Annotated in this window: 15 protein-coding genes; 3 read left to right on the top strand and 12 right to left on the bottom strand. The window is 75.0% G+C overall.

All coding sequences use genetic code 11. The features are described 5' to 3' along the window. Positions 1-13 precede the first annotated feature (13 nt). The 10 genes from ACH414_RS18500 to ACH414_RS18455 all read right to left on the bottom strand — a co-directional run bounded on the left by ACH414_RS18500 (position 14) and on the right by ACH414_RS18455 (position 13,995). Complete coding sequence (locus ACH414_RS18500; RefSeq protein WP_386566690.1) at positions 14-439, bottom strand: phage tail protein; 426 nt, start codon at positions 437-439, stop codon at positions 14-16. Positions 440-543: 104 nt separating this feature from the next. Next, entirely contained in the window at positions 544-3,675 is a 3,132-nt protein-coding gene (locus tag ACH414_RS18495) for a hypothetical protein (RefSeq protein WP_398942476.1), read from the bottom strand. Then, positions 3,672-3,836 (bottom strand): DUF6760 family protein, encoded by a 165-nt coding sequence (locus tag ACH414_RS18490; protein ID WP_382533725.1) that lies wholly within the window; start codon positions 3,834-3,836, stop codon positions 3,672-3,674. The genes ACH414_RS18495 and ACH414_RS18490 overlap by 4 nt, the downstream gene beginning before the upstream one ends. After that, positions 3,833-4,321 carry a hypothetical protein gene (locus tag ACH414_RS18485; RefSeq protein WP_382533727.1) on the bottom strand — a complete coding sequence of 163 codons (489 nt, stop codon included), beginning with the start codon at positions 4,319-4,321 and terminating at the stop codon, positions 3,833-3,835. Before ACH414_RS18485 ends, ACH414_RS18490 begins: the two co-directional genes overlap by 4 nt. Continuing rightward, positions 4,318-4,758: a phage tail protein gene (locus ACH414_RS18480; protein WP_382533729.1), complete on the bottom strand. Its 441-nt coding sequence runs from the start codon at positions 4,756-4,758 to the stop codon at positions 4,318-4,320. The genes ACH414_RS18485 and ACH414_RS18480 overlap by 4 nt, the downstream gene beginning before the upstream one ends. Before the next feature lie 209 nt (positions 4,759-4,967). Continuing rightward, positions 4,968-6,518: a phage tail sheath family protein gene (locus ACH414_RS18475; RefSeq protein ID WP_398942473.1), complete on the bottom strand. Its 1,551-nt coding sequence runs from the start codon at positions 6,516-6,518 to the stop codon at positions 4,968-4,970. A 131-nt stretch (positions 6,519-6,649) separates the two neighbouring features. Further along, positions 6,650-8,644 carry an AAA family ATPase gene (locus ACH414_RS18470; protein ID WP_398942471.1) on the bottom strand — a complete coding sequence of 665 codons (1,995 nt, stop codon included), beginning with the start codon at positions 8,642-8,644 and terminating at the stop codon, positions 6,650-6,652. Between the two features lie 575 nt (positions 8,645-9,219). Beyond that, a complete protein-coding gene (locus tag ACH414_RS18465; RefSeq protein WP_382533735.1) occupies positions 9,220-9,939 on the bottom strand; it encodes a DUF4255 domain-containing protein in 720 nt (239 codons plus the stop codon). Continuing rightward, positions 9,936-13,112 (bottom strand): hypothetical protein, encoded by a 3,177-nt coding sequence (locus ACH414_RS18460; RefSeq protein ID WP_398942468.1) that lies wholly within the window; start codon positions 13,110-13,112, stop codon positions 9,936-9,938. The genes ACH414_RS18465 and ACH414_RS18460 overlap by 4 nt, the downstream gene beginning before the upstream one ends. Before the next feature lie 160 nt (positions 13,113-13,272). Next, the gene (locus tag ACH414_RS18455) at positions 13,273-13,995 is read right to left on the bottom strand and encodes a response regulator transcription factor (protein WP_398942467.1); all 723 of its coding nucleotides are present in this window, start codon (positions 13,993-13,995) and stop codon (positions 13,273-13,275) included. A gap of 204 nt (positions 13,996-14,199) precedes the next feature. On the opposite strand from ACH414_RS18455, the gene ACH414_RS18450 reads away from it, so the two are divergent. After that, positions 14,200-15,459, top strand: a complete 1,260-nt coding sequence (locus ACH414_RS18450) for a hydrolytic protein (protein WP_382533740.1) — start codon at positions 14,200-14,202, stop codon at positions 15,457-15,459. 293 nt (positions 15,460-15,752) lie between these two features. Here the strand turns inward: ACH414_RS18450 and ACH414_RS18445 are convergent, their stop codons facing one another. Continuing rightward, a complete protein-coding gene (locus tag ACH414_RS18445; protein WP_391768902.1) occupies positions 15,753-17,795 on the bottom strand; it encodes a DUF4157 domain-containing protein in 2,043 nt (680 codons plus the stop codon). A gap of 104 nt (positions 17,796-17,899) precedes the next feature. Further along, a complete protein-coding gene (locus ACH414_RS18440) occupies positions 17,900-19,612 on the bottom strand; it encodes a DUF4157 domain-containing protein (protein WP_398942464.1) in 1,713 nt (570 codons plus the stop codon). A 651-nt stretch (positions 19,613-20,263) separates the two neighbouring features. Here ACH414_RS18440 and ACH414_RS18435 point away from each other — a divergent pair. Beyond that, entirely contained in the window at positions 20,264-20,737 is a 474-nt protein-coding gene (locus ACH414_RS18435; RefSeq protein WP_382533745.1) for a hypothetical protein, read from the top strand. Positions 20,738-20,973: 236 nt separating this feature from the next. After that, positions 20,974-23,673, top strand: a complete 2,700-nt coding sequence (locus tag ACH414_RS18430; RefSeq protein WP_398942463.1) for an NACHT domain-containing protein — start codon at positions 20,974-20,976, stop codon at positions 23,671-23,673. Positions 23,674-23,733 lie beyond the last annotated feature (60 nt).

Genomic DNA, 23,733 nt, shown 5'->3' with positions numbered 1-23,733 from the left:
CGGCGAACTCCTTTCAGGAGGGCAGGATCCCCGCGTGGGCGATCTCCAGGGACTCCACCGCCGCCTGGGAGTCGGCGGGATCGAACGACGGCCCTTGCCAGCGCACGGGCACGATCCCGAAGACCTGCCAGCTGATGATCCGGCTCAGGTCCGGCCGCAGCGCCACGATCTCGCCGTCCTTGGGCTCGACCCTCCGCAACGTCTCGTCCAGCCACCGCCCGATCTTCGCCGTGTCGGCGGTGACCGGCCGGGTGAGGGTGATGTTCGACCACGTCACGCGGCCCGGCAGCTGCCAGGTGAAGCCGTTGTTGCCGCCCTCGGCGTAGCTCTCCATCTCGACCTCGGCACCCATGCCGGAGCACGTGTGGAACGCGCCCAGGTCGTTGCCGCCGATCGCCAGCCGGAAGAACACGCTGGTCGCGAAGATGCTGTCGGTCATCGGTTTCCGCCGTCTCTCTCTCGCCAGTTCGCCAGTTCGCTCGTTGGCCGGTTCGCTCGTTGGCCCGTTGGCCAGTTGGCCAGTTGGCCCGTTGGCCCGTGTCCTCAACGACGTCCGTCGAAGGGCCTGCCCGCGCGTTCCCGACCGCGCCGCAACTCGGTGCGCAGCAGCCGTGCGACCGGGTCGAGCAGCCGGCGGGCCAGATCGTCCAGCTCGTCGTCGGATCCGTGCGGTGTGGTGTCGCGCGCCCGGGGGGAGCTGCGCGACGGCGTGGCCGCTTGGACCGGTCGGGTGCCGCCGGGTGCGGGGCGTTGCTGGGGCGATGGCGGGCTCGGTGTCGGTGTCGGTGCCGGAGCCGGTGCCCGTGGCGGCTTTGTGGCACCGCGGGCGTTGGGGGCACCGGGGGCGCCGACCGCTGCCGGGGGCATCGCCGCCGGGCCCGGGCGGTCCGGGGCCGACGACTGGACGACGAGGGGCGGTGCCGTGGGACCGGCCACGGGGAGGGGCGTACCGTGCGGGCCGGGCTCCGGCCCCGTCGCCCGCGCGGGCGACGGTCGGTGGCCCGCGGCGGCGCCACCGGCGGAGACCGGCCTGACCGTTGCGCGCTGCACCTCCGGGGCCGCCGGCCAGCGCGCGGGGACCACGGGACGCCGTGCCGCGGCCGGGACTTCCGCCTCCACGACGTCCAGACCCAGGTCCAGCGGGCGGGCCGCCAGGAGCTGGAGGGCGGGGGAGGGGGCGGCCCCGCGGTGAGCCGGGCTGTCGGAGACGGGATCGGGGACGACGAGCGGAACGGGGAGGGAATCGCCGCTCGATGACGTCCCGCCGGCCCGCTGCACGAGCGGGGGACGCGGGGTTCGCGCGACGTTCCCCGCCCCCGACAGCGGTGCCGTGGGCGGCACTTGTACGGGAGCGGGTACGGGAGCGGCAGGGGGCGCGGGAGCGGGGGCACGGTGGACGGAGGCGGGCGACCCGGCACGCGCCGCGCTCGGCGGCAGCGCGGGCAAGGGGGCTCCGAGCCCGCTCCGTGCGCGCGGCCCGGTGGGGGAGTCCGTCGTGGCGGGCGCGGCCCGGTCCTTCCGCCGCGACTCGGACCGCGGGGACTCGGTCCCCCCGGACGTCTCCGGTCCGTCGGCCTGGCGCTGCACCACGGGCATCGACGGGCCGACGGTCACGGCCGCGGGCACCTGGGCGGTGGGCGGCAGCGCCGCCAGCGGAGCGCCGAGCGGTGCCTTCCCCGCCCGTTGCACCGAGGCGGGGGAGGTCGGGCCCGGGGCAGGCTCGCCCTGGCGCGAGGGCACGACGGCCACGTTGCGCCTGGGCATGAGGGGGATCCGCGCGACCGCCTGCGCACGCCCGACGGCACGAGGGCGGACCACGAAGCCCGCCGGTCCCTGCCCGCGGTCAGGGGAGCCGGCGCCGTCGGCAACGGCCCGCTGGGCGGACGGGGGAGAGGCGGGGGACGGACCGGCGCCGCGCCCGGCGGCCGTGCCCCTCGTCGGGGATCCGTCCACGGGGGTCTCGGGGACGACGGCGATACGACGAACCACCGGGAAGTCGGGCAGCACTTGATCGCGGGCCGGAGCGGTGCGGGCGCTCGACTCGGCCCGTTGAAGGGGGGCTCCGGGAGCGCGAGGAGCGAGGGGAGCCAGGAGCCCGCGGCTGCCGGCCTCGATGCCGGACTCGCTGCCGGGTTCGGCGCCGGGTTCGCCGCCGGGTTCGGTGGCCGGCGGGCGTGACGGCGTCGCCCGCACATCGGCGCGCCGCTGGGCGGCTGCGGGGGCGGGGGCCGAGGGCATTCCCTTCCGCCCCGGGGCGCTGCCGGGCTCGACCGCGCCCTCGACCGCACCCCCGCCCGGCCCCTCGCGCGTGCCCTTGACCGACTCGCCGCGCTGCGGGGCAGCTCCGGGGGTGGTGCTCGACCGGCGGCCAGGCCGCTCGGGCGCGGCGCCGGGTTCGCCCGCGCCGTGCGTCGACCCGGCGCGCTGCACGGCGGCAGGCCCGGAGGCGGCTTCCGAGGGGAGCCCCCTGCTGCCTGGGGCGCCGTGGGGCCCGGCGGTGTCACCGGTCGGCCGGGCGCGCTGCAGGGCAGCTCCGGGGGCGGAGCTCGACCGGCGGCCAGGCCGTTCCGGCGCGGCGCCGGAGTCACCCGTGCCGTGCGTCGACCCGGCCCGCGCCGCGGATGCTCCGGGGACCGTGGCCAAGGGGAGCCCTTGGCTGTCCGGGGGCGCGAGGGGCGCCCCGGCCGCGTCGTCGGCCGGCTCGGCACGGTGCGTGCCGGTTCCGAGGGCGGGGGGAGAGAGAAGGCCCCGGGTGTCCGGCGCGGGGCTCGTCGAGCCGGCCCGCTGCGCGGTCGCTTCGGGGACGGGGGGCGAGGGGACTCCGTGCCTTCCCGGCGCGCCGCCGGGATCGGCCGCTCCCCCTTCCGCCTCGGCCCGCTGGACGGCGGCGCCGGCAGCGGGGCGTGCGGAAGGCACCCGGCTCTCGCGCTGGCCCGCTCCCGACCCCCGCGGAGAAGGCCGTTCCGACGGTGTCCTCGCCGCGTCGCCCGCGGTCCGGCGCCTCTGCGTGTCCGGGCCCGCCTGGCCCGCGCCCGGCTCCTCACCCGGCGAGACGGCCCGCGCCACGACCGGGCCCGGAGGACCGTCGGTGCCGGGCGGCACGGCACTGGGCGTGGGTGTGACCGCGCCGGTGTCGCGAACCGGGCCGGGCCCGGGGACCGACACGTCCGCGCCGGACAACGGCGCCTCGGGCGCGGTGGCCGGTCGCCCACCGCCGGGCGCCGCGGGGGCGCGCTGTACGGAGCCGGGCTCCTGCCCCTCCGTCCCGGCGGACGCCTCCGCCTCGTCCAGGCGCATGGCCCGCAGCAGCAAGGGCCCGCCCCCGCCGTACGTCGCGGGCTCGGTGGCGGGGCGGGCCACCCCGCGGACGAGGCCGGGTGGGGCCGAGGGGACCACGGCGTGGGCGAGGCCGGCGTCGAAGGACGGGTTCTGCCAGGCGGCCAGGCCGGAGCGGAAGACGAGGCCGTCGCTGACGCCCAGCGGGGCCCGGGAGACGGTGAGGCGGGGTGCCGTCGTCATGCGCCAGCCGCCGTCCCAGTCCGCGGGCACGCCGAACTCCCCGGTGGCCGCGGCGTCCTGGGGCGCGGACGGCGTGGCCACGGGCGCCGGGGTCACGGGCGCTGCCGGGTCCGACCCCGCGGCGGCCCGTCGGCGCAGCCTGTCGCGCCACGTCATGCTCGACCGCCTTCGTTCACGCGGGTGTTGATACGGGCGATCTCGGCCACCCAGTCCTGGCGTTCGCCATGGGTCAGGTCGAGGATGTCGTCGCGCTGCCAGTGGAAGTGGTAGGCGATGTACGCGATCTCCTCCCGCAGCCGGGGGAGCGCGTACGTCACGATTCCCCCAGGCGCCCACCGGAGAGGTCGACCTCGAAGCCGCCCTCGCAGTGCGGGCAGGTGACGGCCGCGCGGGTGTGGCCCTCGCTGTTGACGCGGCGGTAGAAGTCCTGGAGGAACGCGACGTCGGTCGCGTACATCCGCTCCACGATCCCCGCGTGCACGTCGGTGAGCGTGCCGAGCCTGGTGATCACCTGGCTGAGCAGCACCACGCTCAGGTACGCGGGGTTCTCCTTGACCCGCAGGTCGATCTGGGGCCGCAGCTCGTCCCGCGCCGTGGCGAGCCGCATCGCACCGTGCCGGTGCAGGGTGCCGTCCTCGTCCACGTACCCGCGGGGCAGCTCGAACTCGAAATCGGTGCGCAGCCCGTGCTCCGCCCGCGGCGCCGGTGCGGCGGCGGGGGTGGGCTGCTCGGAGGCCGGGGCGGGCGCCGTGGCCTGGAGGATCTCCTCCAGGCTGCCCGCCGTCACCGTACGACGCCTCATTCGACGATGATCTCCTCGAACACGATGGTCACGGTCTCGGTGGCCCCGGACGACTCCCCGGCCTTCAGCGAGGGGCCCTCCCACTTGGACGCCCACCCCTGCATCAGCTGGATGCGCCGGACGGTCGCTCCCGTGCTGTCCTTGATCTCGATGGTGATGTTCTGCCGAGCGGCGTCGACGGCCCCGTTGTTGAGCGTCTCCTTGATCCACTTGGTGAACTCGCTGCTCTTGTCGAGCCCCCGGGTGATCGTGATCTCGCCGGCCTGCCGCGCGCCGGGCTGCTTGCGGATGATCTGCTTGCCCGTCGAGCTGACCTGGCGGACCTCGACGACCTCCTCCTCGACGCTCAGTCCGCTGATCTCCTGGATCGACTCGACCAGGTAGCCGCCCAGTTGCACGCCGAAGACATGGGTGGAAAGAGCATCGCCCTCTGCCATGACCGTCTACACCTTTCTCGCTGTCTCAGTCCGTCTCAGTCCGTCCGAGCCCGTCGGAGCCCGTCGAGCCCGCGCGCGTTCATCCGAGCCCGCCCGCGTTCATCCGTGTCCGTCCGCGGCTGCTTCGCTCGTCTCGGTCCGTCTCGGTCCGTCTCGGTCCGCCTTGGTCCGTCGCGGTCCGTCGCCGTCCGTCTCGGCCCCGCTCGGTCTCACTCGTCGATGAGGCTGGTGCTGTCCGAGAACTGGGCCAGCCGGAACACCACGAACTCGGCCGGCTTGACGGGCGCCACGCCGATCTCGCAGACCACACGGCCCTGGTCGATCGACTCCTGCGGGTTGTTGTCCCGGTCGCACTTCACGTAGAAGGCGTCCGCCGCCGTCCGGCCGAACAGCGCGCCCCGCCGCCACTCCTCGGTGAGGAACGCGGTGACGTTGCGCCGGATGCTGGACCAGAGCCGGTCGTCGTTCGGCTCGAAGACCACCCACTGGGTGCCCAGGAGAATGGACTCCTCCAGGTAGTTGAAGAGGCGGCGCACATTGAGATAGCGCCAGGCCGGGTCCGAGGAGAGGGTCCGGGCGCCCCAGATCCGGATGCCGCGTCCGGGGAAGGCGCGCACGCAGTTCACGCCGATCGGGTTCAGCAGGTCCTGCTCGCCCTTGCTGAGCCTCAGTTCGAGGTCCACGACGCCGCGGATGACCTCGTTGGCGGGGGCCTTGTGCACGCCGCGTTCGGCGTCGCTGCGCGCCCACACGCCGGCGACGTGGCCGCTCGGCGGGACGGTCGTGTTGCGCCCGGCGGCCGGATCGAAGACCCGCACCCAGGGGTAGTACAGGGTGGCGTAGCGCGAGTCGTAGCCCGCCTCCTCGTTGCGCCACTGGCGTACCTGCTGGGCGGAGAGCCCGGGCGGGGTGTCGAGGACGGCCACGCGGTCGCCCATCTGCTCGCAGTGCGAGATGACCGCGAGTTGCACGGTCCGCACCCCCTCGGCGTCGATGTCGCCGCGCTCGTAGGCGCTCATCAGGTCCGGCACCGCCACCATCGTGATCTCGTCGATCGTCTCCAGGCCGGCGAAGCCGGTGCGGGCGTCCGAGTCGCCGACGTACTCGGCCGGGTCGAGCCGGGTGGTGGCGCCGTGCGGGGCCGGGGTGGCGGCCGGGGCGTCGGGCAGGGCGACGGTCTGGGAGGGGGGCCGGTTCGGGGCGGCCTCGCGCTCGACGACCTCGATGAGCTTCGAGGCGCGGGTCTGGGTGACGAAGTAGCCCTTGACGCTCTTGCGGGTGGACACCTCGTAGGACTCCGCCACCTGGTCGCCCTGGCGGACCAGGACCCTGAAGCGGTCCTCGGGCGGGTTCTCGCCCTCCACGTCGGCGATCTCGACGGACACGCCGCTGACGCCGGGGCGGGCCGAGACCCGGAAGCCGCCGAGCTCGACCGGCTGGGCCGCGGGGAGCGCCTCGGCCCCGGCGGGAGATCCGGCCCCCGCACCGCCCTGTGCGCCCCGGCCCACCCGCACGATGTACGCGGCACCGCCGCCGTTGGCGAAGTAGCCGTAGACCGCCTGAGGCAGGTAGGCGCCCGTGGTGAAGCCGCCGAACAGCTGCGTGTACTGGTCCCAGCTGGTGACCAGGGTCGGCTCGTGGAAGGGCCCGTTCTGGGCGAACCCGAGGAACGCGGCGACGGCGGTGCCGACCCCTTCGATCGGGCGAGCACCGGACTGCACCTCCTCCACGTACACGCCCGGGGTGAGGTACGTCGGCATGCTCGCTCCTTCCTTCGGCCACGTGTGGCGCCACGCGGTGATCACGTACGTCCCAGCCTTTCCGGCGGGCGTCGGCGGCGGCAGGGGCACACGGACCTGGCCGGGGGCAGGCGCGCTGCCCTCCCCGGGCGTCAGACGTGGGCGACCCGGGCCAGGTAGGGACCGAACTCGCCCTCCAGGACCAGGCGGCCCAGCTTGCGGTACTCCTGGGCGACGGCCGTCACCAGCTGGACCATGGTCAGCGGCGTGCCGGACTCGGCGGCGGAATAGGCGGCGGTGACCGCGCAGGCGCGGATCGAACCGCCGGCCAGCTCGAACCGGTCCGCGCAGAAGCGGAGATCGAGGTCCTCGGCGCGGGGCAGCCGCTCGCCCAGACACCGTTCCCACAGGGCAAGACGCTGGGTGGCGTCGGGCACGGGGAAGTCCGCGACCACGTCCAGACGACGGGTGAACGCCTCGTCCAGGTTGGCGCGGAGGTTGGTCGTCAGCACGGCGATGCCGTCGAAGGACTCCATCCGCTGGAGCAGATAGGCCGACTCGATGTTGGCGTGCCGGTCGTGCGCGTCCTTCACCTCCGCTCGCTTGCCGAAGATCGCGTCGGCCTCGTCGAACAGCAGCACCGCGTTGACGGCCGCCGCCTCCGTGAAGATCCGCTCCAGGTTCTTCTCGGTCTCGCCGACGTACTTGTCGACGACCGTGGACAGGTCCACCACGTACAGGTCCATGCCCAGGTCCGCCGCCACGACCTCGGCGGACATGGTCTTGCCCGTACCGGACGGCCCGGCGAACAGCGCGATCACCCCGCGCCCGCGCCCGCCGCCGGGGCGCATCCCCCACCGCCCCAGCACCTGGTCGCGATGGCGCGCCCGCACCGCGAGCTCTCTGAGCTGCCGGTGCGTGGCGTCCGGCAGCACGAGGTCCTCCCATCCCACCGCGGGCTCCACCCGGCGGGCCAGGCGGGCGAGACCGGCACCGTTCTGGGCCCGTACGGCGGCGCGAAGGTCGTCCGGGGACACCGCACGGGCGTCGAGCGCGGCCGTCCGCACCGCGGCGCCGGCGGCGCGGCGGAGCTGCGCGGCGCCGAGACGGTGGGCGGCGACGGACCGGGCGAGGGCGGCGGTGTCGGGGGCGCCCCACCGCCCCGGCCCCTCGCTCTCCAGGGCGTGCCGCCAGCGGGCCGCCTGCCGGTCGGGCGAGGGCGCCGCCACCGCCAGGGTGACGGGAGTGTCGGCGGCCCAGGCGGGTTCCCACCCGCTCGTGCCGTAGGTGAACAGCGGGATGCCGCGCAGCTCCCCGCAGAACGTGCGCAGGACACGCGCCCGTTCGTCGGGTCGGTCGGGCAGTTCCTCCAGCGGGCCGAGCAGCACGCCCGCGCCCGCCAGCCGTGCCTCGCGGGCGACGGCCCGGGCGAGCGTGGTCACCGAACCGGCGTGGTGGCCCAGTGCCGCCGGGTCCAGCGGCAGGGCGTGCAGCCCGCCGGCGCGCAGCGAGGCGGCGGCGAGCCCCTCGGCATCGCCGCCGTTCGCGCGCAGGTGCACATGGCCGTGGCCGGCCGCGGCGACGGCCCGGTCCAGCTCGGCCGGATCGACCGCCGGGTCCTCGGGGGCCCGCCGGAGGACCTCGGTGAGCAGGGGGTCGGGTGAGGAGTCGCCGAGCAGATGCGCGGTGACCCGGTCCGGGACGACCAGGACGCGGGACAGCGGCGGCCGTTCGGGTTCGGTGACTTCGATGAGCCCGCCGGCGACGAGCGGCGCGGCGTGGGTGAGCCGGAACCGGGCAGCCGGCACGCCGGTGAGGCCGCACAGTTCGAGGGCGAGCCCGACGGTGGGCCGACGGCGCGTCAGATCGTCGTTGAGGTAGCCGTAGAGCCGCTCGAAGCGGGCGTCCAGGTCGGGCGCCAGGGCGACCAGGAGCAGGTCCAGGTCCCAGGGGGCCAGCGAGAAGCGGGCGGCCAGGACACCGAGCGGCGAATCGGGCGGCGGGGCCGCCGGGGCGAGCGCGGGAAGAGCCGGGTCGAACGGCGGGTCCAGGACGCGGGCGACCGCCTCGGGCGTGAGGAACTGCCCCCGGTAGGGGTCGTCCGGGTCGGGATCGACGGCGATCCGCAACGCCACGGCCCGCCGCACCCGCTCCTCGACGAGACCCAGACGACTCCACAGGTACGGGGGAGCGGCGGGCGGCTCCGGCGGGGGAGGCGGGCCGGGGGAGGGCGGTGTACCCGTGTCGGCCGGGGCGCTTTCGCCTGGCGCGCCTGCCCCACCTGGTACGGGGGCGCGTTCGGCGGCGAGTGCCCCGCCCGCGACGGCAGCGCGTTCGGCGCCGAGTGCCCCGCCCGCGACGGGAACACGTTCCGCGGCGAGTGCCGCATCCAGCCCGGTGGGGTGTTCCGCGGCGAGTGCCGCGTCCAGGCCGGTGGGGTGTTCCGCGGCGAGTGCCGAATCCGGGACGGGACCCGTACCCCGCGCGGATGCAACGCCCGAAGACGCACCCGGCCCCGAAGCGGGCTCCCTGCCCGGTGCGGGCACGCCCTCCGATGTGGGCCCGCCCCGCGGTGCGGTCACGCCCTGCGATGCGGTCACGCCCTGCGGTGCGGGCCCGCCCTGCGGTGCGGTCGGCGTCTCCGCCGCGGGCGCCGTCTCCACTACGGACACCGTCTCCGCCACGGATCCCGCCTCCGCCGTTCTCGTTGGTGAGGTGCTGCTCACGGTTGCCGTTCCCCCCGCCTCCGGCGGGCCGGAGTGGGGCGACGGTCTCTGGGGCCGCCGAAGCCCTCGTCCGGTCCGGGTTCGCCCACCCCGGTGTAGCGCAGGCGGCGCGCGGCCTCGTCGGCGCCCGGCCCGTCCTCCCCGTCGCGCCGCGGGGCCGACCGCACGACCAGACCCTCGGTCACCGGCGGGGCCGCGACCCGGCTGATGCCCGCCAGTGGCGCGCGGACCCTCAGCCCGATCGACGGCTTCAGCTCGCCGCCGAGTGCCGACCACACGTCGGAGGCCGAAGGGGCGTCGGGGCCGGTGGCTCCCGAGTCCAGGGGGACGAGCAGGCCGAGTTCGGCGAGCGTCCCGCCGAGCAGGCGCGAGGGGAGGTTGTCGACCGCCGCGAGGCAGACGAGCACCTGGGACAGCAGCCGGTGCTCGTCCTCGGGGCGGCCCGCCCACGCCGAGACCAGGTACGTCAGTTCGTACCACCGCGGCGGCGTCCGCCGCGCGACGACGAAGCCCTCCTCGTCGTACACCTCGCCCGCGCCGCTGCCGCGCCGGGTGTGGTCCTCGCGGATGTCGTACAGGAACACGCACACCGTCGGTGTGCTGCGCCGCGCCGCCCAGTCGCGCGTCGGGGCGTCGAAGACGACCTCGACTCCCGCCGCCTCGAGCCCGGACTCCGCGAGCAGTCGGCGCAGCGCCTCGTCCACCTCGTGGATCATCGGCGGGCCACCACGTCCGGCGGCTGGATCGTGCCGCTCACCACGAGGAAGTCGGTCCGCACGGGCGAGAAGCCGGGCCCGCCGGCGGTGATGACCCTCGGTCCGGTCTGGTCCTTGGCGAGGATCAGCAGCTGGCCGATGAAGGAGCCGTCCGCGCCGGGCACGGTCGGCGCCGCCGCCGCCGTGATGCCGGGCCGCCAGGTGAACCGCACGGGCACCCCGGGCGGGAAGTCCTTGCCGCGGACGGACGTGACGAAGCCGGGCTTGCCGATCGGCGGCACCGCGACGATGCGCGGCTGGAGCACCCGGATGCGCTGCCGGGCGGTGTTGTCGCGGAGGTCGGCGTCCGTGCCGCTGGTGGTGAGCCGGCCGGTGACCCGCGCGGTGAAGGCCCGGTCGGGGCTCAGGACGACCTGCAGGACCGTGCGGGCGCCCGGCGCCAGGTCCGGCAGCGCGCAGTTCCAGGCGCCGTCGCAGCCCGGCGGCGGCCCGTTGTGGGGGACGCCCGGGGGCAGCCCGATGCGCAGCCTCAGGCCCGTCGCCAGCGCGTTGCGGCCGTTGCGGACCGTGTACGTCAGGACGACCCGCCCGCCCACGTACCCCGGATTCGGCTGCGCGCTGATCCGCACACCGGGTCCGGCCTGGGGAGAAGGCGGCGCGGGGGGCGACGGCGAGGGGGGAGGCGTGGTCGGCGTCGAAGTGGGGGGCGACGTCGGGCTCGGCGTCGGCGTCGGTGTCGGCTGCACCTCCCGCACCGGCACCACCGTCCTGCCCGAGTTGTCGCTCGGCCGCGGGTCGAGCACCGCGCCCGTCACTGACCAGTCCACCGGCTGGTTCCCGGGGACGCTGCCGGTGAACGTCACGTCCACCGGGACCGTGGCACCGGGCGGCACGACCCCCAGCGCGCAGGTGAGCGCCGCCGCGTCGCACGTGGCGCCGGGCGCGCCGATCCCCGTGACGGTCAGGCCCAACGGCGGCGCGATGGTCAGCCGCGTGCCGGGCGACGCCGCCGGACCGTGGTTGACGACGTCCACGCGTACGGTTCCGGGCTCGCCGACGGTCGACGGCGGCACCGTGCCGGGCGCCACCACCGCCAGGTCGACGGACTGCTGTACGGCGGGCTCCTTCTGACGGCCCGGCAGGCCGGCCGTCAGCGGGGTGCGCGCGCCGGTGGCCACGTCCACCACGTACAGCTTCTCCGGGCTGTTCGCCGCCACTTCGGCACGGGCGCTGAGCACGAGGCTTGCGCCGTCCGGCGTCCACGCCGCGTCGCGGGGCTGGAAGGGCCCGGTGGCCGTGGTGTCGGGGAGCTCTCGGTGGCAGGCCCCGGGGACGTCGCGGGCGGCGTCGGGCAGCAGGACGCGGCAGCCGGCGTCGAACGCGCCGCCGGCCGGGGACGCGAGGAGGAGGCCGTTGCGTTCGTCGACGCGGCCGCCGCCGCTCTTGCGGTTGAAGGCGATGACGGTGCCGTCCGGCGAGAACGCGGGACTGTCGTCGATGACCTCGCAGCCGGCCGGGCACATGTCGGCGCTCAGGTCGTGCTGCCGGTCGAGGTGCTCGACGGGCACGGTCCAGATGTGCTTGTTGCCGCCGTTGCCGTTGATCACGTGGCTGCGGGTGAACGCCAGGGTCGTGCCGTCGGACGACCACGTGGGCTGGGCGTCGCCGCCCCGCGCCTGTCCGGCCGGCGGGACGATCTCCCCGCGCAGCGCCCCGGTCGAGGCGTCCGCGATGAGGATGCGGCCGGGGCCCGAGGCGTCGCCGACACCGCCGGGCGAGGTCCGGGTGAAGGCCAGGAACCTGCCGTCGGGGGAGTAGGTCGGGTCGGTGTCCCAGTCGCGGGGGCCCCGGCCGGCCAGCGGGAGGGCCGCCTCGTTCGTGCCGTCGGCGTCCGCCAGCAGGATCCGTTCGATCCGGCCGTCGGGTGAGTCCTCGAAGCGGGTCACCACGATCCTGCGCCCGTCGGGGGTGTAGTTCTGCCGCTCGGTCCACGGGTCGAAACCGGGAGCGGGGCGGAACAGCGGATCGTTCGCGGGATCGGTGGTGGTGTCGGCGGCCGGGTCCTCCTTGAGGAGGCGAAGCCCGAGGTCGCGGGGGTCGGAGCCGTCCGACCGGATGTCCTGGAGCGTCACCTCGTGCGGCCCCGGCGCCGAGGTCCGCTCGACCACCACGCCACCGCCGTCGAGCGGCCCCAGCCAGGTGGGCGGGCCGATCTCGCGGTCCTCGCTGAGCACGACCGCGGGCGGATCGGCCGAGTGCGCGGTCACCCGGAAGACGTGGTCCCAGTCGCCCTCGCAGTCGCAGGTGCGGTCGGGGCTGAGGAAGAGCAGCCCGTCCCCGTCGGGCAGCCAGGCTGCCCCGTGGGTGCGCCACTGCGCCTGTGTGCCGGAGAGCAGCGGTCCGCCCACGCCCGTACGCCCGTCGGCCCACCGCAGACGCGGCCCGCCGGGTCCGGTGGCGGTGTAGGCGATCACGTCCCGGTTCTCCGCGTCGTCCACCGGGTTCCACACGGGTTCGCCCGCGGTGCCCTGGGTGGGGTCGCTGACCAGGGTCGCGGCGCCGCCGTCCAGCGGGCGTACGTACACCTGCCGCCCGACGACGGGATCGGCGTCGCTCACGTACGCGAGCCGTCCGCCCTCCGGCGACACGGTGGGGTGCACCTCGTCGGCGGGGGTGTCGGTGAGGCGGGTGAGCGCGGACCCGTCCGTGGCCACCCGCCACAGGTCGCGGGGACCGCCGCCGGGCGGGGCGGAGTCGAACACCACCGTGCGCCCGTCGGGGGTCAGCCGCGGGTTCGCCGCGTCGAGGCCGTGGGTCAGCCGAGTCACCGTGCCGTCGGCGGCTCGCAGATAGACCTGGGGGGTCTTCTCGTCGCGGCGGCCGGCGAAGACCATGAGGTCGCCCGACGCGGCGGGCTGGACGTCGAGATGGGCCGGGCCGTCGCCGAACAGCGGGATGGTGGAGGTCTTGTCCGCCACCCTTCCGAGACTGCGGTGTCGCGTCCCGGCGTACGCGATCCGGACGTCGCCGGCGTCGGCGGCACGCGGTCCCGCCTCGGCCTCGTCGGGTGCGGAGGCCGCCGTCACCGCGAGCAGGGGGACGAGCAGCAGCAACGGTGCGCCGACCCTCCCCCAGCGGTGCCGCCGGCCGCCGGAGCCGCCCGTGCTCCTCACGGTCCACCTCACAGTCCGGTGCAGTTTCCTACGATCCGGCCACCCTGCCCGCCGCACGGCGCCGTCCGGCAGGGCCCCCGGGCCGCACCCGGGGGAAGCCACGGGTGCGCTTTGGGGCAGCGCCGGTGTGCCGGGGCGGCCGGGCCGGGCCCCCGGCACGTCAGATGAGGCCGTTGCGCAGGGCGTAGCCGACGGCGTGGGTGCGGTTGCGCAGCTCCAGGCGCGTGATGACCTCGTGCAGCACGTTCTTGACGGTCCGTTCCGAGTACGAGGTCTTGCGCGCGATCTCGGCGGTGTCCAGGCCCTCCGAGACGAGGCGCAGCATGTCCGCCTCGCGCGGGGTCAGCGTGGACAGCGAGGAGGCGTGCGGGTCGAGCGCCGAGCGCTGCAGGCTGCCGACATGGCTCAGCAGCTTGGCGAGCAGGTCGCCGGGAAGCACGCCCTCGCCGTTCGCCATCGCCAGGACCAGCCGCAACAGGCGGTCCTGGTCGGCCTCGGCGCGCCGCAGCACGGCCGTGACGCCGCACTCGATGGCCCGTTGCAGGGCGTCGCCGGAGTCGAAGGTGCCGACCACGAGACCGGTGCGGGTCCGGGGGTTGTGGCGTAATCGGCGGAGCAGCGCGGCGGCCTCGTCGTCCACGCGGTCCACGGTCACGAGCGAGACGTGGGCGTCGGCGGCCCGGTCCTCGTCGACCAGCTCGACCTCGGGGCGTTGCCGCAGCTGGTGGACGACCCCGACGTGCAGGACCGGGTCCGAGGCGTAGACGGCCACGGTGATCCGCCGGTCGGGGACCACGGTGGTTCGCTGGTCGGGGACCACCGTGGGCCGCCGTTCGGGGAGAGGAGAGGAGGTGACGGGTTCGCGGTGCTGGTCTCGGCTCATGGCCCCTGCCTGTTCGGTGTGACTGTGCGGAGAGAACGGGGTGAGCGGGGCGGCGCCGTCGGGAAGCCTGGTGAGGCACCACGGCTGCCCGGGGCGCTGCCCTCGCACACGTGGAGGCCCTCGGGCCTCCGGCATAGCGTCATCGGGGTGACGTCCTCAGCTGCTTCTTCCAGCCCTGGCGCGCCCGGTATCGACATCCCGCGGGTGTCGGTCGTACCCGGCGGCGCGGCGACCACCAGCCTCACCGTCCGCAACGACGGCGACATCGTCGAGGCGTACCGCCTGGAGGTCGTCGGCGACTGTGCCGCCTGGGCGACGGTGGAACCCGAGCGTGTCTCGCTCTATCCCGGCACCGCGGAGACGGTGACGATCCGGCTGGAGCCGCCGCGCTCGCCGCAGGTACGGGCCGGGGACGTGCCGCTCGCCGTGCGGGTGCTGCCCACCGAACACCCGGAGGCGGTACGGGTCCCGGAGACGGTCGTGCACGTCGAGGAGTTCCGGGAGCTGCGGACCGCCCTCGCCCCGCGCCGTCGGCGCGGCTGGCTGCGCGGCCGCTACCGGCTCGCCGTCCGCAACGAGGGCAACGCCCCCGTCCGGGTGGCCTTCTCGGCCGGGCAGGCCGGCGAGGAGCTGAAGTTCGCCTTCCAGCCCACCGCCCAGGAGCTGGAGCCCGGCGAGTCGGCGGAGGCGGGGCTCCGGGTGCGGGCCGGCCGGCCGGTGTGGTTCGGGACGCCCTCGTCCTGGCCCTTCACGGTGGCGGCGACGGAGGCCCGCGACGACGCGGAGGCGCCGGATCCGGCCCTCGTCCGGCCGCCGCTGGAGGGCGAGTTCGTCCAGATCCCGATCTTCCCGAGGTGGCTGCTCGCCGTGCTGGCGGCGCTGCTCGCGCTGCTGATCGCCTGGTTCACCCTGGTGCGCCCGGCCGTGCGCAGCACCGCGAGGGAGGCCGCCGACGAAGTGGTCCAGAAGCGACCGGCGCCCAGCGCGGACCCGAACGTCCGGCCGCCCGGCACCGGGGACGGCACGCGGCCGGGCGGATCGGGCGGCACCACCGCGCCCGGCTCGGGCGGGGACGGCAAGGGGACCGGGGCGGGCGGCGCGGGTGGCGGGCAGCAGGGCTCCGCCACCATCGACCTGGAGACCTCCGGCGGCCGGACGGCGACCGGCACGTACACCGTGCCCCCGGGCAAGGCCTTCGGGATCACGGACATCGTCGTGGCCAACTTCCAGGGCGACGAGGGCGTCATGACCATCGGCTTCGGCGACCGCAAGATCACGACCATCGCACTGGAGACGTTCCGCAACCAGGACTACCACTGGGTCACCCCCATCAGGATCACCGAGAGCCAGACCGTGACCATCCAGGTGACCTGCGCGAAGCCGGGCACCCCGGCCACGGGCCGTCGAGCGCAGAAGTGCCACGAGGTCCTGAACGTGAGCGGGGTGCTCGACGACCTCAGGTGAACCAGGCGGCGCAGCCCCATCCTCGGGTATCCGCGCGCCCGCGCAACGTCGCCTTGTCCGCACTGTCCGGAAAATGCCTTCGCGACGCGGAGGACGCCTGTCCGGTTTGCGGACGTACGTTCGCAGCCCATCACCGTGCAAATCGGCGGACTTCGGTCCGCCGTCCCGCTTTCGGGGCGAAACACAGGAAGGCTGAATATGGAGCGCTCTCAGGAGAGCGCTCTCAGGAGAGCGCTCTCAGGCAGAGGCGGCAAGTCCCGCGGGCCCCACCGAGCCCCCGCGAAACCCGCCTGTCAGGACACGGGGACCGTCACCTGCTGACCCGATGCCAGCACCACCCTGGCCGCGTCGAGGGAGACCGTTCCCGGGAGCATCGCCTGCGGCCGCAGGAGGTCCTTGAGCAGGTACTGCATCAGCCGCTCGCCCGACATCGCCTTCAGCCCCGCCGCGAGCTGGGGATTCACCGCGTCGAGACGCTGGATCTCCACGATCGCCCGCTCCGCCAGACCCGGCACGATGTCCGCGCCCATCAGCGTGTTGGACCGCAGCCGCTCGGGGTGGACGCGGGCTCCGGCGCCGGAGCCGTACGTCATGGCGCTGTGCGGGTCCGCGAGGGCCTGGGTCATCGCGAAGGGGATCTGCCCGCGGCGCTCCGGGTCCGCCTCGGCCATCATCTCCTCCGTCATCTTCGCGTGGTCCATCGAGTCGGCGGCGGCTCCGGCCCCCACGTCGAACTTCCGCACGGGGACCGTGAACTCGGGAGAGAAGCTCTCCTCGCGCGTGCCCAGCCTGCTCTGGGCCTGCGCCGGGTCGTCCGGCCTGGCGCGCAGGGTGGGGTACTCGCGCTGGGCGAAGTCGCTGAGCATGAGCCAGCCCTGGGTCATCAGCGGCGAGGAGAGCAGCGGGATCTCGATGCGGACCGGCTCCGAGCCGCCGAACCGGGTCTCGCGGAAGGGGCTGCCGGGGACCTCCAGGAAGAAGAAGACGAAGCCCTCGTTGGCCAGCACGTGCTTGTCGTACGCCTCCGAGTTGTTCGGCGCGCCGGGGTCCGCCCTGAGCAGCTCGGTCTTGGACTTCATGTGCCCCGCGGCGAGCATCTGCTCGGCCCGCTCCCGCGACGTGTAGTGGCACAGCACGCTCTGCCGGAGCGCCGACGTCAGCCTGGTCCGCACCTCGGCGACCCAGCTCCGGTCGCCCTGCCCGGCGATCTCCTTGCCCATGCCGGCCCGGTTGAGCTCGGACAGCTCGCGGAAGTAGCCGGCGCCCTTCATGTGGAACGCGGCCGCGCTGTCGGCCCAGTCCTCGCGCTGCCAGAGCAGGCCGCCGTCGGTCATCGCCCGGAACGGCTGTCGGGCCTCTTCCGGGAGGCTGTCGTCGCGCGCGATCTGCCGCCGCACCAGGTCGAGTTCGTCCTCCACGGCCTTGCGGGCCGCGGACAGGAAGGGCTTCACGGCCGCGGTCGCGTCCTCCTCCGCGGGAGCGATCTCGAACTGCAGCCTGGTCAGCGCCATGAGGCAGTGCATGGGGTCGCGGTTGGGGTCGGCGTCGTAGGCGGCGATGCTCTCGCGCACGCGCGTCACCAGGCCCGCGGTGGGCTCCGGCTGCGTACGGGTCAGCGCCGCGAACCGTCCCAGCAGGCCGCCGGCGCGCGGGGGATCGGCCGGAAGCGAGGGCCCCAGCTCCTCGGGGCCCTTGCGCTGGACCACCGCCCGCCCGGCGGGCACCGCCGACGGTGCCGTGTCCGGCACCCCGGCGGACCGCTGGACCGGCGCGGACATGACCCGGCGCGCGTTGGCCTCGGCGGCCCGCTCGAAGCGGTCGCCCGGCTCGCTGACCCGCAGCCCGTCCCCGGTGTCCGTCCCGTCGACCGGACCCTGCCGCTGCTGGATGACATGGGTGAGCTCATGGGCGAGGGTGTGCTTGTCCCGCCCGCCGTCCGTGAGCACCACGTGGTTGCCCGAGGTGTACGCCCGGGCCCCGAGCTCGGTCGCGGAGCGCTGCGCGACGGGGTCGGTGTGCACCCGTACGTCGGCGAAGTCGGCACCGAGCCGCTGCTCCATCTCCGTGCGCAGGGCCCCGTCGAGCGGCTGCCCGGCCGACCTGAGCACCTCCCGCGCCGCCGCCCGCCGGTCCGCCGCCCGCCCGTCGCCGTCACCCGCGTCGCGGGCCTGGCCGAGCATCCGCGCCACCGCGGCGTTGCCGACGGCCCGTTGGAGCGCCGACAGCGTTCCCGGTGGCGGGGCAGAGGCGTCGGGCCGCTCGCGCCGGGGCCGGTCGGCCCGGTCCCTCGAAGCGGCGTCGGCGTCCTTGCGGCGGGGCCGGGCGGGGATGGGCATGTGCGGACTGCCTCTCGTCGGACGCGGGCGACTGTCTCCTGCCTACGCCGGGTGCGGGACCGGCACCAGGCCCCGAAGGGCACACCCGGGGGAACCTCGCCCCCTCACCTGTTGCCGGAACCGGTGCCGGTACGGCGCCGACTCGTCGCCCCGGCCCGGGCCCGCTCGTGCTGGTACGCCTCCTCGGCCCACTGGGCGAGGTCCCGCAGCTCGGCCTTCAGGTCGTCCCAGGTCTTCATCATGGCGCCCATCGTGCGGATCTCGAAGGGGACCATCATGGCGCCCTCCTCCTCGTGCGGTGCGATCTGGTTCATGCCGCCGAAGACGCTCTGCTGGTCCACCGGGGGATCGCCCTTGAGCGTCGACATGGCGAAGGAGAGCAGGGACACCTCGTCGCCGTCGATCTGCCGGGTGGCGTTCTCGCGGAACTCCAGCTGCGTTCCCTCCCCGGAGTCCTCCTGGTAGCCGGCGAGCACGTCGAGGACGTCCTCGCGCCGGTCGGAGAGGAAGCGCTGGAACCCGGGGTCGAGGAGAGCGCGCACGTCCGAGAGCCTGGAGCGGGACAGCACGGCCGTCAGGTTCTTGATCTGCCCGCGGTCGGTGTTCTCGGCGAGGTAGTCCGCCACCGCCGCGACCTGCATGAAGAACAGCTGGCAGTAGCCGTCGAGGGCGTCCGTGTCCAGCCGCTTGCGCTTCTTCGCGGCGCCCTGGCCCTGCTCGTACATCTCCACGACGTTCGCGGCGAAGTCCTTGGCCTGCGTGAACCGGAACCGGGCGCGGCGGTTCGGCGCCCCCGGCACGTTGGGCGCGGAGGCCCGCAGGTGGTCGAAGAACAAGGGCATGCCGGCCAGCGGCACGCCGACCGAGTAGTGCACGAAAAGGCCGTCGCCCAGCCCCGGTTGCCCGGCGTGCTCCGCGTATCCGAGGTCCGGGGCGACGCGGGCCCCGGTGCCCTCGGGCAGGATTTCGAGCTCCAGCGCCATGTCCGCGAGGGGCGTCTTGTCGGCCGCCCGGTAGAAGGCGTCGCGGACCGTCCTGATCTCGTCGACGAGCCGGTCGAGCCGCTCCGGTCCCGCCTCGCTCATCGAGCCGACCACCCTGACCGCCCCGGTGACGAACTCCAGGTTCGAGTACCCGCTCCCGTCGATCAGGGCGCGCTTGTCGGAGACGACCTTGAAGTCCTCCGCGGTGCTCTTCGCCAGGTCGGTGTCGCCCTCGTACTTCTCCCCCCGCGCGTCCTCCACGGGCAGGCTGACCTCCGTCTCGAAGCCCAGCATCCGCTGCACGGCCGCGGCCGGCCGCCCCGCAGGCGCTGCCCGCTCCAGGGGCCGGGCGTCGGGCGCCGGGCGGGCCATGACCCGTACGGCGTTGGCCTCGGCCGCCCGCTCGAACGCGTCCGACGGGTCGGAGAGCGACAGTCCGGAACCGTTGTCCGTGCCGGACACGGGGCCGCTCCGCTGCTGGATCACATGCGTCAACTCGTGGGCGAGGGTGTGCTTGTCACCGCCCCCCGCCCCGATCACCACGTCACGGCCTGAGGTGTACGCACGGGCCCCGATCTCGGCGGCGGACCGCTGGGCCGTCGCCCCCGTGTGCACCCGCACATCGGAGAAGTCCGCACCGAGGCGGGCCTCCATCTCCGCACGCAAGGGCTCGGCCAGGGGCCGGCCGGGACGCCGGAGCACGTCGTGGACGAGGGGACGCGCGGGGGAGCGGTCGGCGTCGTGCGGATGGGGCTCCCTTTCACGCTGGACCGCGCGCGCCACGGCGGAGTTCCCGACGGACGCCTGCAACTCCGCCGCCCGAGCGGGCGACATGGCTCCTGGCCGGGTCCCGGCCGAGCGGACGGCGCGGGCCGCGGCCGCGTCCGTACGGTCACCCTCGACGCCCCGACCCTCGGACGCACTGTCCCGTCCCCTGGCTTTCGCGCGCACGAGTCGCCTCCCGATCGACGATGCCGGCCCCTGCCCCGATGCTCCCGCGACCCCTGCCCACCTGCCCAGCCCCGAGAGGGCACACCCCGGCCCCTCGCCCGTGCCCCCGCCGCCCTTCGGGGGCGCCGGGTACGGTGCCCGTCGGCTCACGCCGTCGCCTGGCTGCGAGCGCGCCACGGCCTCGACCCTGACGGGACGCCATCGGCCCGGTGGTGGCCGAGGTTCCGAGCGATCTCCGCCCGCCCCGCGAACGCGATCACGTTCGCGGAGCGGGCGCCTGCGCCGTGGCTTCTAGCACGGGGCGTACACGGAGCTGATCTTGTCGTTCCAGGAACCCGGCGGTATCGGTTGAGGACACGACGCCATGGTCGAGACGGCGGTACGAGCCTGGAAAGCGGGTCTTCGGCCATGCCGGGGCCTCCGCCGGACCCGACGGGCACCGCCCGGTGGGGATCCCGTGGAAGGCGAGGTGCCGGGCCGTGTGGTGCGCTAGCGTCCTGTCCGTCGAACACGGTTACGGACGGGGTCGGTTGGATGTTGGCGGAGGGACTGGCCGCGCTGGCTGCGGCCGGCGGGGCTGCGGTCGTTCAGGCGGCCGGGACCAGCGCGTGGCAGGGGCTGCAGCAGGCGGTCGCGCAGTGGTTCGCCGGGGGTGACGGGGATCGGCGGCGCGTCGAGCTGGAACGGCTCGACCGGAGTGCGGCCGCCCTGGAAGCGGCACCGGACGACGAGCGGAGTGGTGTGCGCAGCAGGCAGCAAGGGGCCTGGCAGGCGCGCTTCGAGCAGGCGCTGGAGAATCTGAGCGACGCCGAGCGCGAGGAGGCCGCCGAGATCCTGCGGGACCTGTTGGCGACGCACGCCCCGACGGACGGAGCTCAGGCGCCCGCCGGCGGCCCGGTCATCCACGGCGACGTGGACGTCCGCGCCGATCACGGCTCCGCGGCAGCGGTGCAGATGGGGAACGTCACCGTCACGACCCCTCCGCAGCCGGGTCCGCAGCAGGGCTGAGCGGGCTCGGAGACGGTCAGGCCCCGCGCGTCACGGCAGACACGGTCATCTCGGCCACCACGGGGGGAATCGCGGTCGGGCACGCCGACCACTTCACGTACTACGCCTCCGGTCACTCCTCCGCGCCGGAGGCGGGGGACGGTCACCTCGCCACCCGAGCGGAGGGACCCGACCCGCGGCTCGGGCCGTATCTGCGAGCCGTCGGGGCGGCGGCGGACCAACTGCCGCACCCCGGGATGGCGCCGGCGCCCGACGCGCCGTCACTGGCCGACGTCTACGTGCCGCGGCGCGCCACCGTCCGGGCCGCGCGAGCCCCCGTGGCCGCCGACCACGTCTTCGCCGGCGGCGATCCGATCCGGGTCCTGCTGGCCGGGCCGGGCCAGGGCAAGTCGACGCTGCTGCGGCACCATCTGCTGTCCGCCTCCCGGCGCCTGCTCGCGGAGGCGGCCGACGGGGACGCCGCGGCCATCGGCTTTCCGGTGCTGATCCGGGCCGGCGAGCTGCTCGGCGCGCCCCTGCTGGCGCCCGCCCTGGCCCACGCGGTGACGGAGGAGTACGGACCGTACGGGCTGAGCGAGGCGTTGACCGAGGACTTCTTCCGCCGTCCCCCGCGTCCCGGCGCCCGGTGGGTGGTCATGGTCGACGGCGTGGACGAGCTGCCCGACCGGACGGCCCGGCTGTCCCTTCTCGACCGCCTCGCCCGCGAAGCCGGCAAGGCGGACACCCCGTACCGGTTCCTCGTCGCGACCCGCCCCCTTCCCGGCGGCGAACTCGACCGGCTGCCCCGCGCCGCCGGCCACTTCACGCTGGAGCCCTTCACGGACGCCGACGTGCGCAGCTACGTACGGAAGCGTCTGCACGCGCTTCCCGACGCCGACCGCCACGTCCGGGCGTTCCTGGACGGCATCCGCCGCACCCGGCTGGAGGAGCTGGCCCGCATCCCCCTGATGACCGCCATGCTGTGCCAGCTGTACGAGGCCGACACCGACCGCCCCCTGCCCGACGGCCGGGCGGGGGTGTTCCGCTCCTTCGTCGAACTGCTCTACGAGGAGAACGTCCACAAGGGCGTCGGCGACCTGCACGACCGTGCCATCCGCACCCTGGTCGACCGCTACCAGATCCCGGAGGACCGCCGCACCGTCGAGACGGCCGCCGAGCGCGCCCGGGGACACCTGCCCGTCCTCATCGACCACCTGGCCCACGAAAGGATCGGCGGGAACCGGGCTCCGGCCACCGCGATCCTCGCCGCGCACCCGGACGCCCGCCGCCCGGACAAGGTCAAAGCACCCCTGTGGGAGGCGCTGCTGGCCTCGCTGCTGCGAGCCAGCGGCCTGCTGGCCGGGCAGGGCGACGACGTCGAGTTCCTGCACCGCACGCTCCTGGAGTACCACGCCGCCCGTCACGCCACCCGCGACCCGCGGGCCCGCGCGCTGCTCTTCGACCGGCTGTTCCCCGGGCGCCGGCTGCGCGACAGACTGCGCCGGGCCGGTCGGCGTACGCCGACCGGCGAGTCCCTTGACCCGCTGGGCCTGGAACCGTCCTACCTGGGCTTCCTGCTCGACGCGCTGCTGTCGGCGGAACGGCCGACGGCAGCGGCCACGCTGCGCGCCCTGGAGGACCTGTTCGGGTCCGCCGACGCCGGCGGATACCACCTGCTCAAGGCCCAGATCCAGCTCGGCAGCAGCCTTCCGCGCGAGAAGGTCGCACGGTGGCTCACCGCATGCGCGAACAGCCCGGCTGTGGGCGACGGAAGCCGGGTGGAGGCCGCCTGGTACCTCGCGGAACTGGAGGGCCACTTCGACGACGGCGCGCGGCTGCTGGCGCGACTCGCCGGTGACCGCGCCCTGCAACCGGACCACCGCACCTGGGCCGCCGAGATCCTGGCCGGTCTCGACGGTCACGAGGGGGACGGGGCCACGCTGCTCCTCCACCTCCTCGAGGATGTGGCACCCGACACGTACCTCGTTCTCGGCGTCGCCCAGGGGCTGGCCCGGCTGGGCAGTCATGGCGACCTCGGGGTGCGGCTGCTCACCGAGTGCGCCATGGACCCGGGGACCCACGACGGCCTCCGCTGCACGGCCGCCCAGCGGCTCACCGAGCTGGACCGGCACCGCGAGTCCGGTGCCGCACTGCTGCTCCACCTCGCTCAGTACGGCTCCGTCACCGCTGCCCGGTACCTCTCCGAGATGGACGGGCGTCACCGGGAGGACGGAGTGGGGCTGCTCACCGCGTTGGCGGGAGCCCGCACCACGCCCCCCGACGACCGGGCGAAGGCTGCCGCGGCCCTCGCAAGGGTGGCCGGCCGGCAGGATCGAGCCGCCCGCTTGCTCAGGGAACTGGCCCGCGAGTCGCTGCCGGGAAGCCACTCCCACCTGACGGCCGCCGAGGTACTGGCCGAGGTGGACGAGGAGGCGGCCGCAGAGCTGGTCCTGCCCGTCGTGACCGGCCGGATCCATCCGAGCAACCGGCTGCGCGCGCTCCTCCTCCTGGCACGCTCCACCGCCCACCATGCCGAGGCCGCCCGTCCACTCGGCGCCTTCGCGGCCGACACCACCATGGAGGCGCACCACCGCATGGCCGCGGCCACGGCCCTGGCCGCGCTGGACGGGCACCGCGAGGACGGCGTCGGCCTGCTTCTGGACATCGCCCAGGACGGCGGAGTCCAGGTGTGGGACCGGGTCACCGCGGCCTGCAGGCTGGCGGAGTACGGCGCAGAAGGCTCGGCTGAACTCCTCTCGGCCTTTGCCGCGGACCCCACGGCCCACCCGGACTCCCGAGTCCTCGCCGCGCGTTCCCTGGCCATGCTGGACGGCCATCGGGCCGCCGGCTTGCGGTTCCTGGCCGCGTGGGGCAACAACCCCGGGGTCGACGAAAGGCTTCGCACGTACGCCGCCGACGCTCTGGGCGGTTTCGATATGAATCGCGTCCGCCGGTGACACGGGCCCGCCACGCGCCGGACCCGAGGAGCCCCGCCGGATCGTCCGACGGGGCCCTTC

The organism is Streptomyces sp. NPDC020422, assembly GCF_044386705.1.
In the GTDB taxonomy this organism is placed as follows: Bacteria; Actinomycetota; Actinomycetes; order Streptomycetales; family Streptomycetaceae; genus Streptomyces.
This window is presented reverse-complemented; position numbering and strand designations above follow the sequence as displayed.

What these genes read in the sequence shown, in the direction of transcription:
- ACH414_RS18500 (WP_386566690.1), bottom strand. Translation starts at nt 439, where the DNA reads ATGACCGACAGCATCTTCGCGACCAGCGTGTTCTTCCGGCTGGCGATC.
- ACH414_RS18495 (WP_398942476.1), bottom strand. Translation starts at nt 3,675, where the DNA reads ATGACGTGGCGCGACAGGCTGCGCCGACGGGCCGCCGCGGGGTCGGAC.
- ACH414_RS18485 (WP_382533727.1), bottom strand. Translation starts at nt 4,321, where the DNA reads ATGAGGCGTCGTACGGTGACGGCGGGCAGCCTGGAGGAGATCCTCCAG.
- ACH414_RS18480 (WP_382533729.1), bottom strand. Translation starts at nt 4,758, where the DNA reads ATGGCAGAGGGCGATGCTCTTTCCACCCATGTCTTCGGCGTGCAACTG.
- ACH414_RS18475 (WP_398942473.1), bottom strand. Translation starts at nt 6,518, where the DNA reads ATGCCGACGTACCTCACCCCGGGCGTGTACGTGGAGGAGGTGCAGTCC.
- ACH414_RS18465 (WP_382533735.1), bottom strand. Translation starts at nt 9,939, where the DNA reads ATGATCCACGAGGTGGACGAGGCGCTGCGCCGACTGCTCGCGGAGTCC.
- ACH414_RS18455 (WP_398942467.1), bottom strand. Translation starts at nt 13,995, where the DNA reads ATGAGCCGAGACCAGCACCGCGAACCCGTCACCTCCTCTCCTCTCCCC.
- ACH414_RS18445 (WP_391768902.1), bottom strand. Translation starts at nt 17,795, where the DNA reads ATGCCCATCCCCGCCCGGCCCCGCCGCAAGGACGCCGACGCCGCTTCG.
- ACH414_RS18440 (WP_398942464.1), bottom strand. Translation starts at nt 19,612, where the DNA reads ATGTCGCCCGCTCGGGCGGCGGAGTTGCAGGCGTCCGTCGGGAACTCC.
- ACH414_RS18435 (WP_382533745.1), top strand. Translation starts at nt 20,264, where the DNA reads ATGTTGGCGGAGGGACTGGCCGCGCTGGCTGCGGCCGGCGGGGCTGCG.
- ACH414_RS18430 (WP_398942463.1), top strand. Translation starts at nt 20,974, where the DNA reads ATGGCGCCGGCGCCCGACGCGCCGTCACTGGCCGACGTCTACGTGCCG.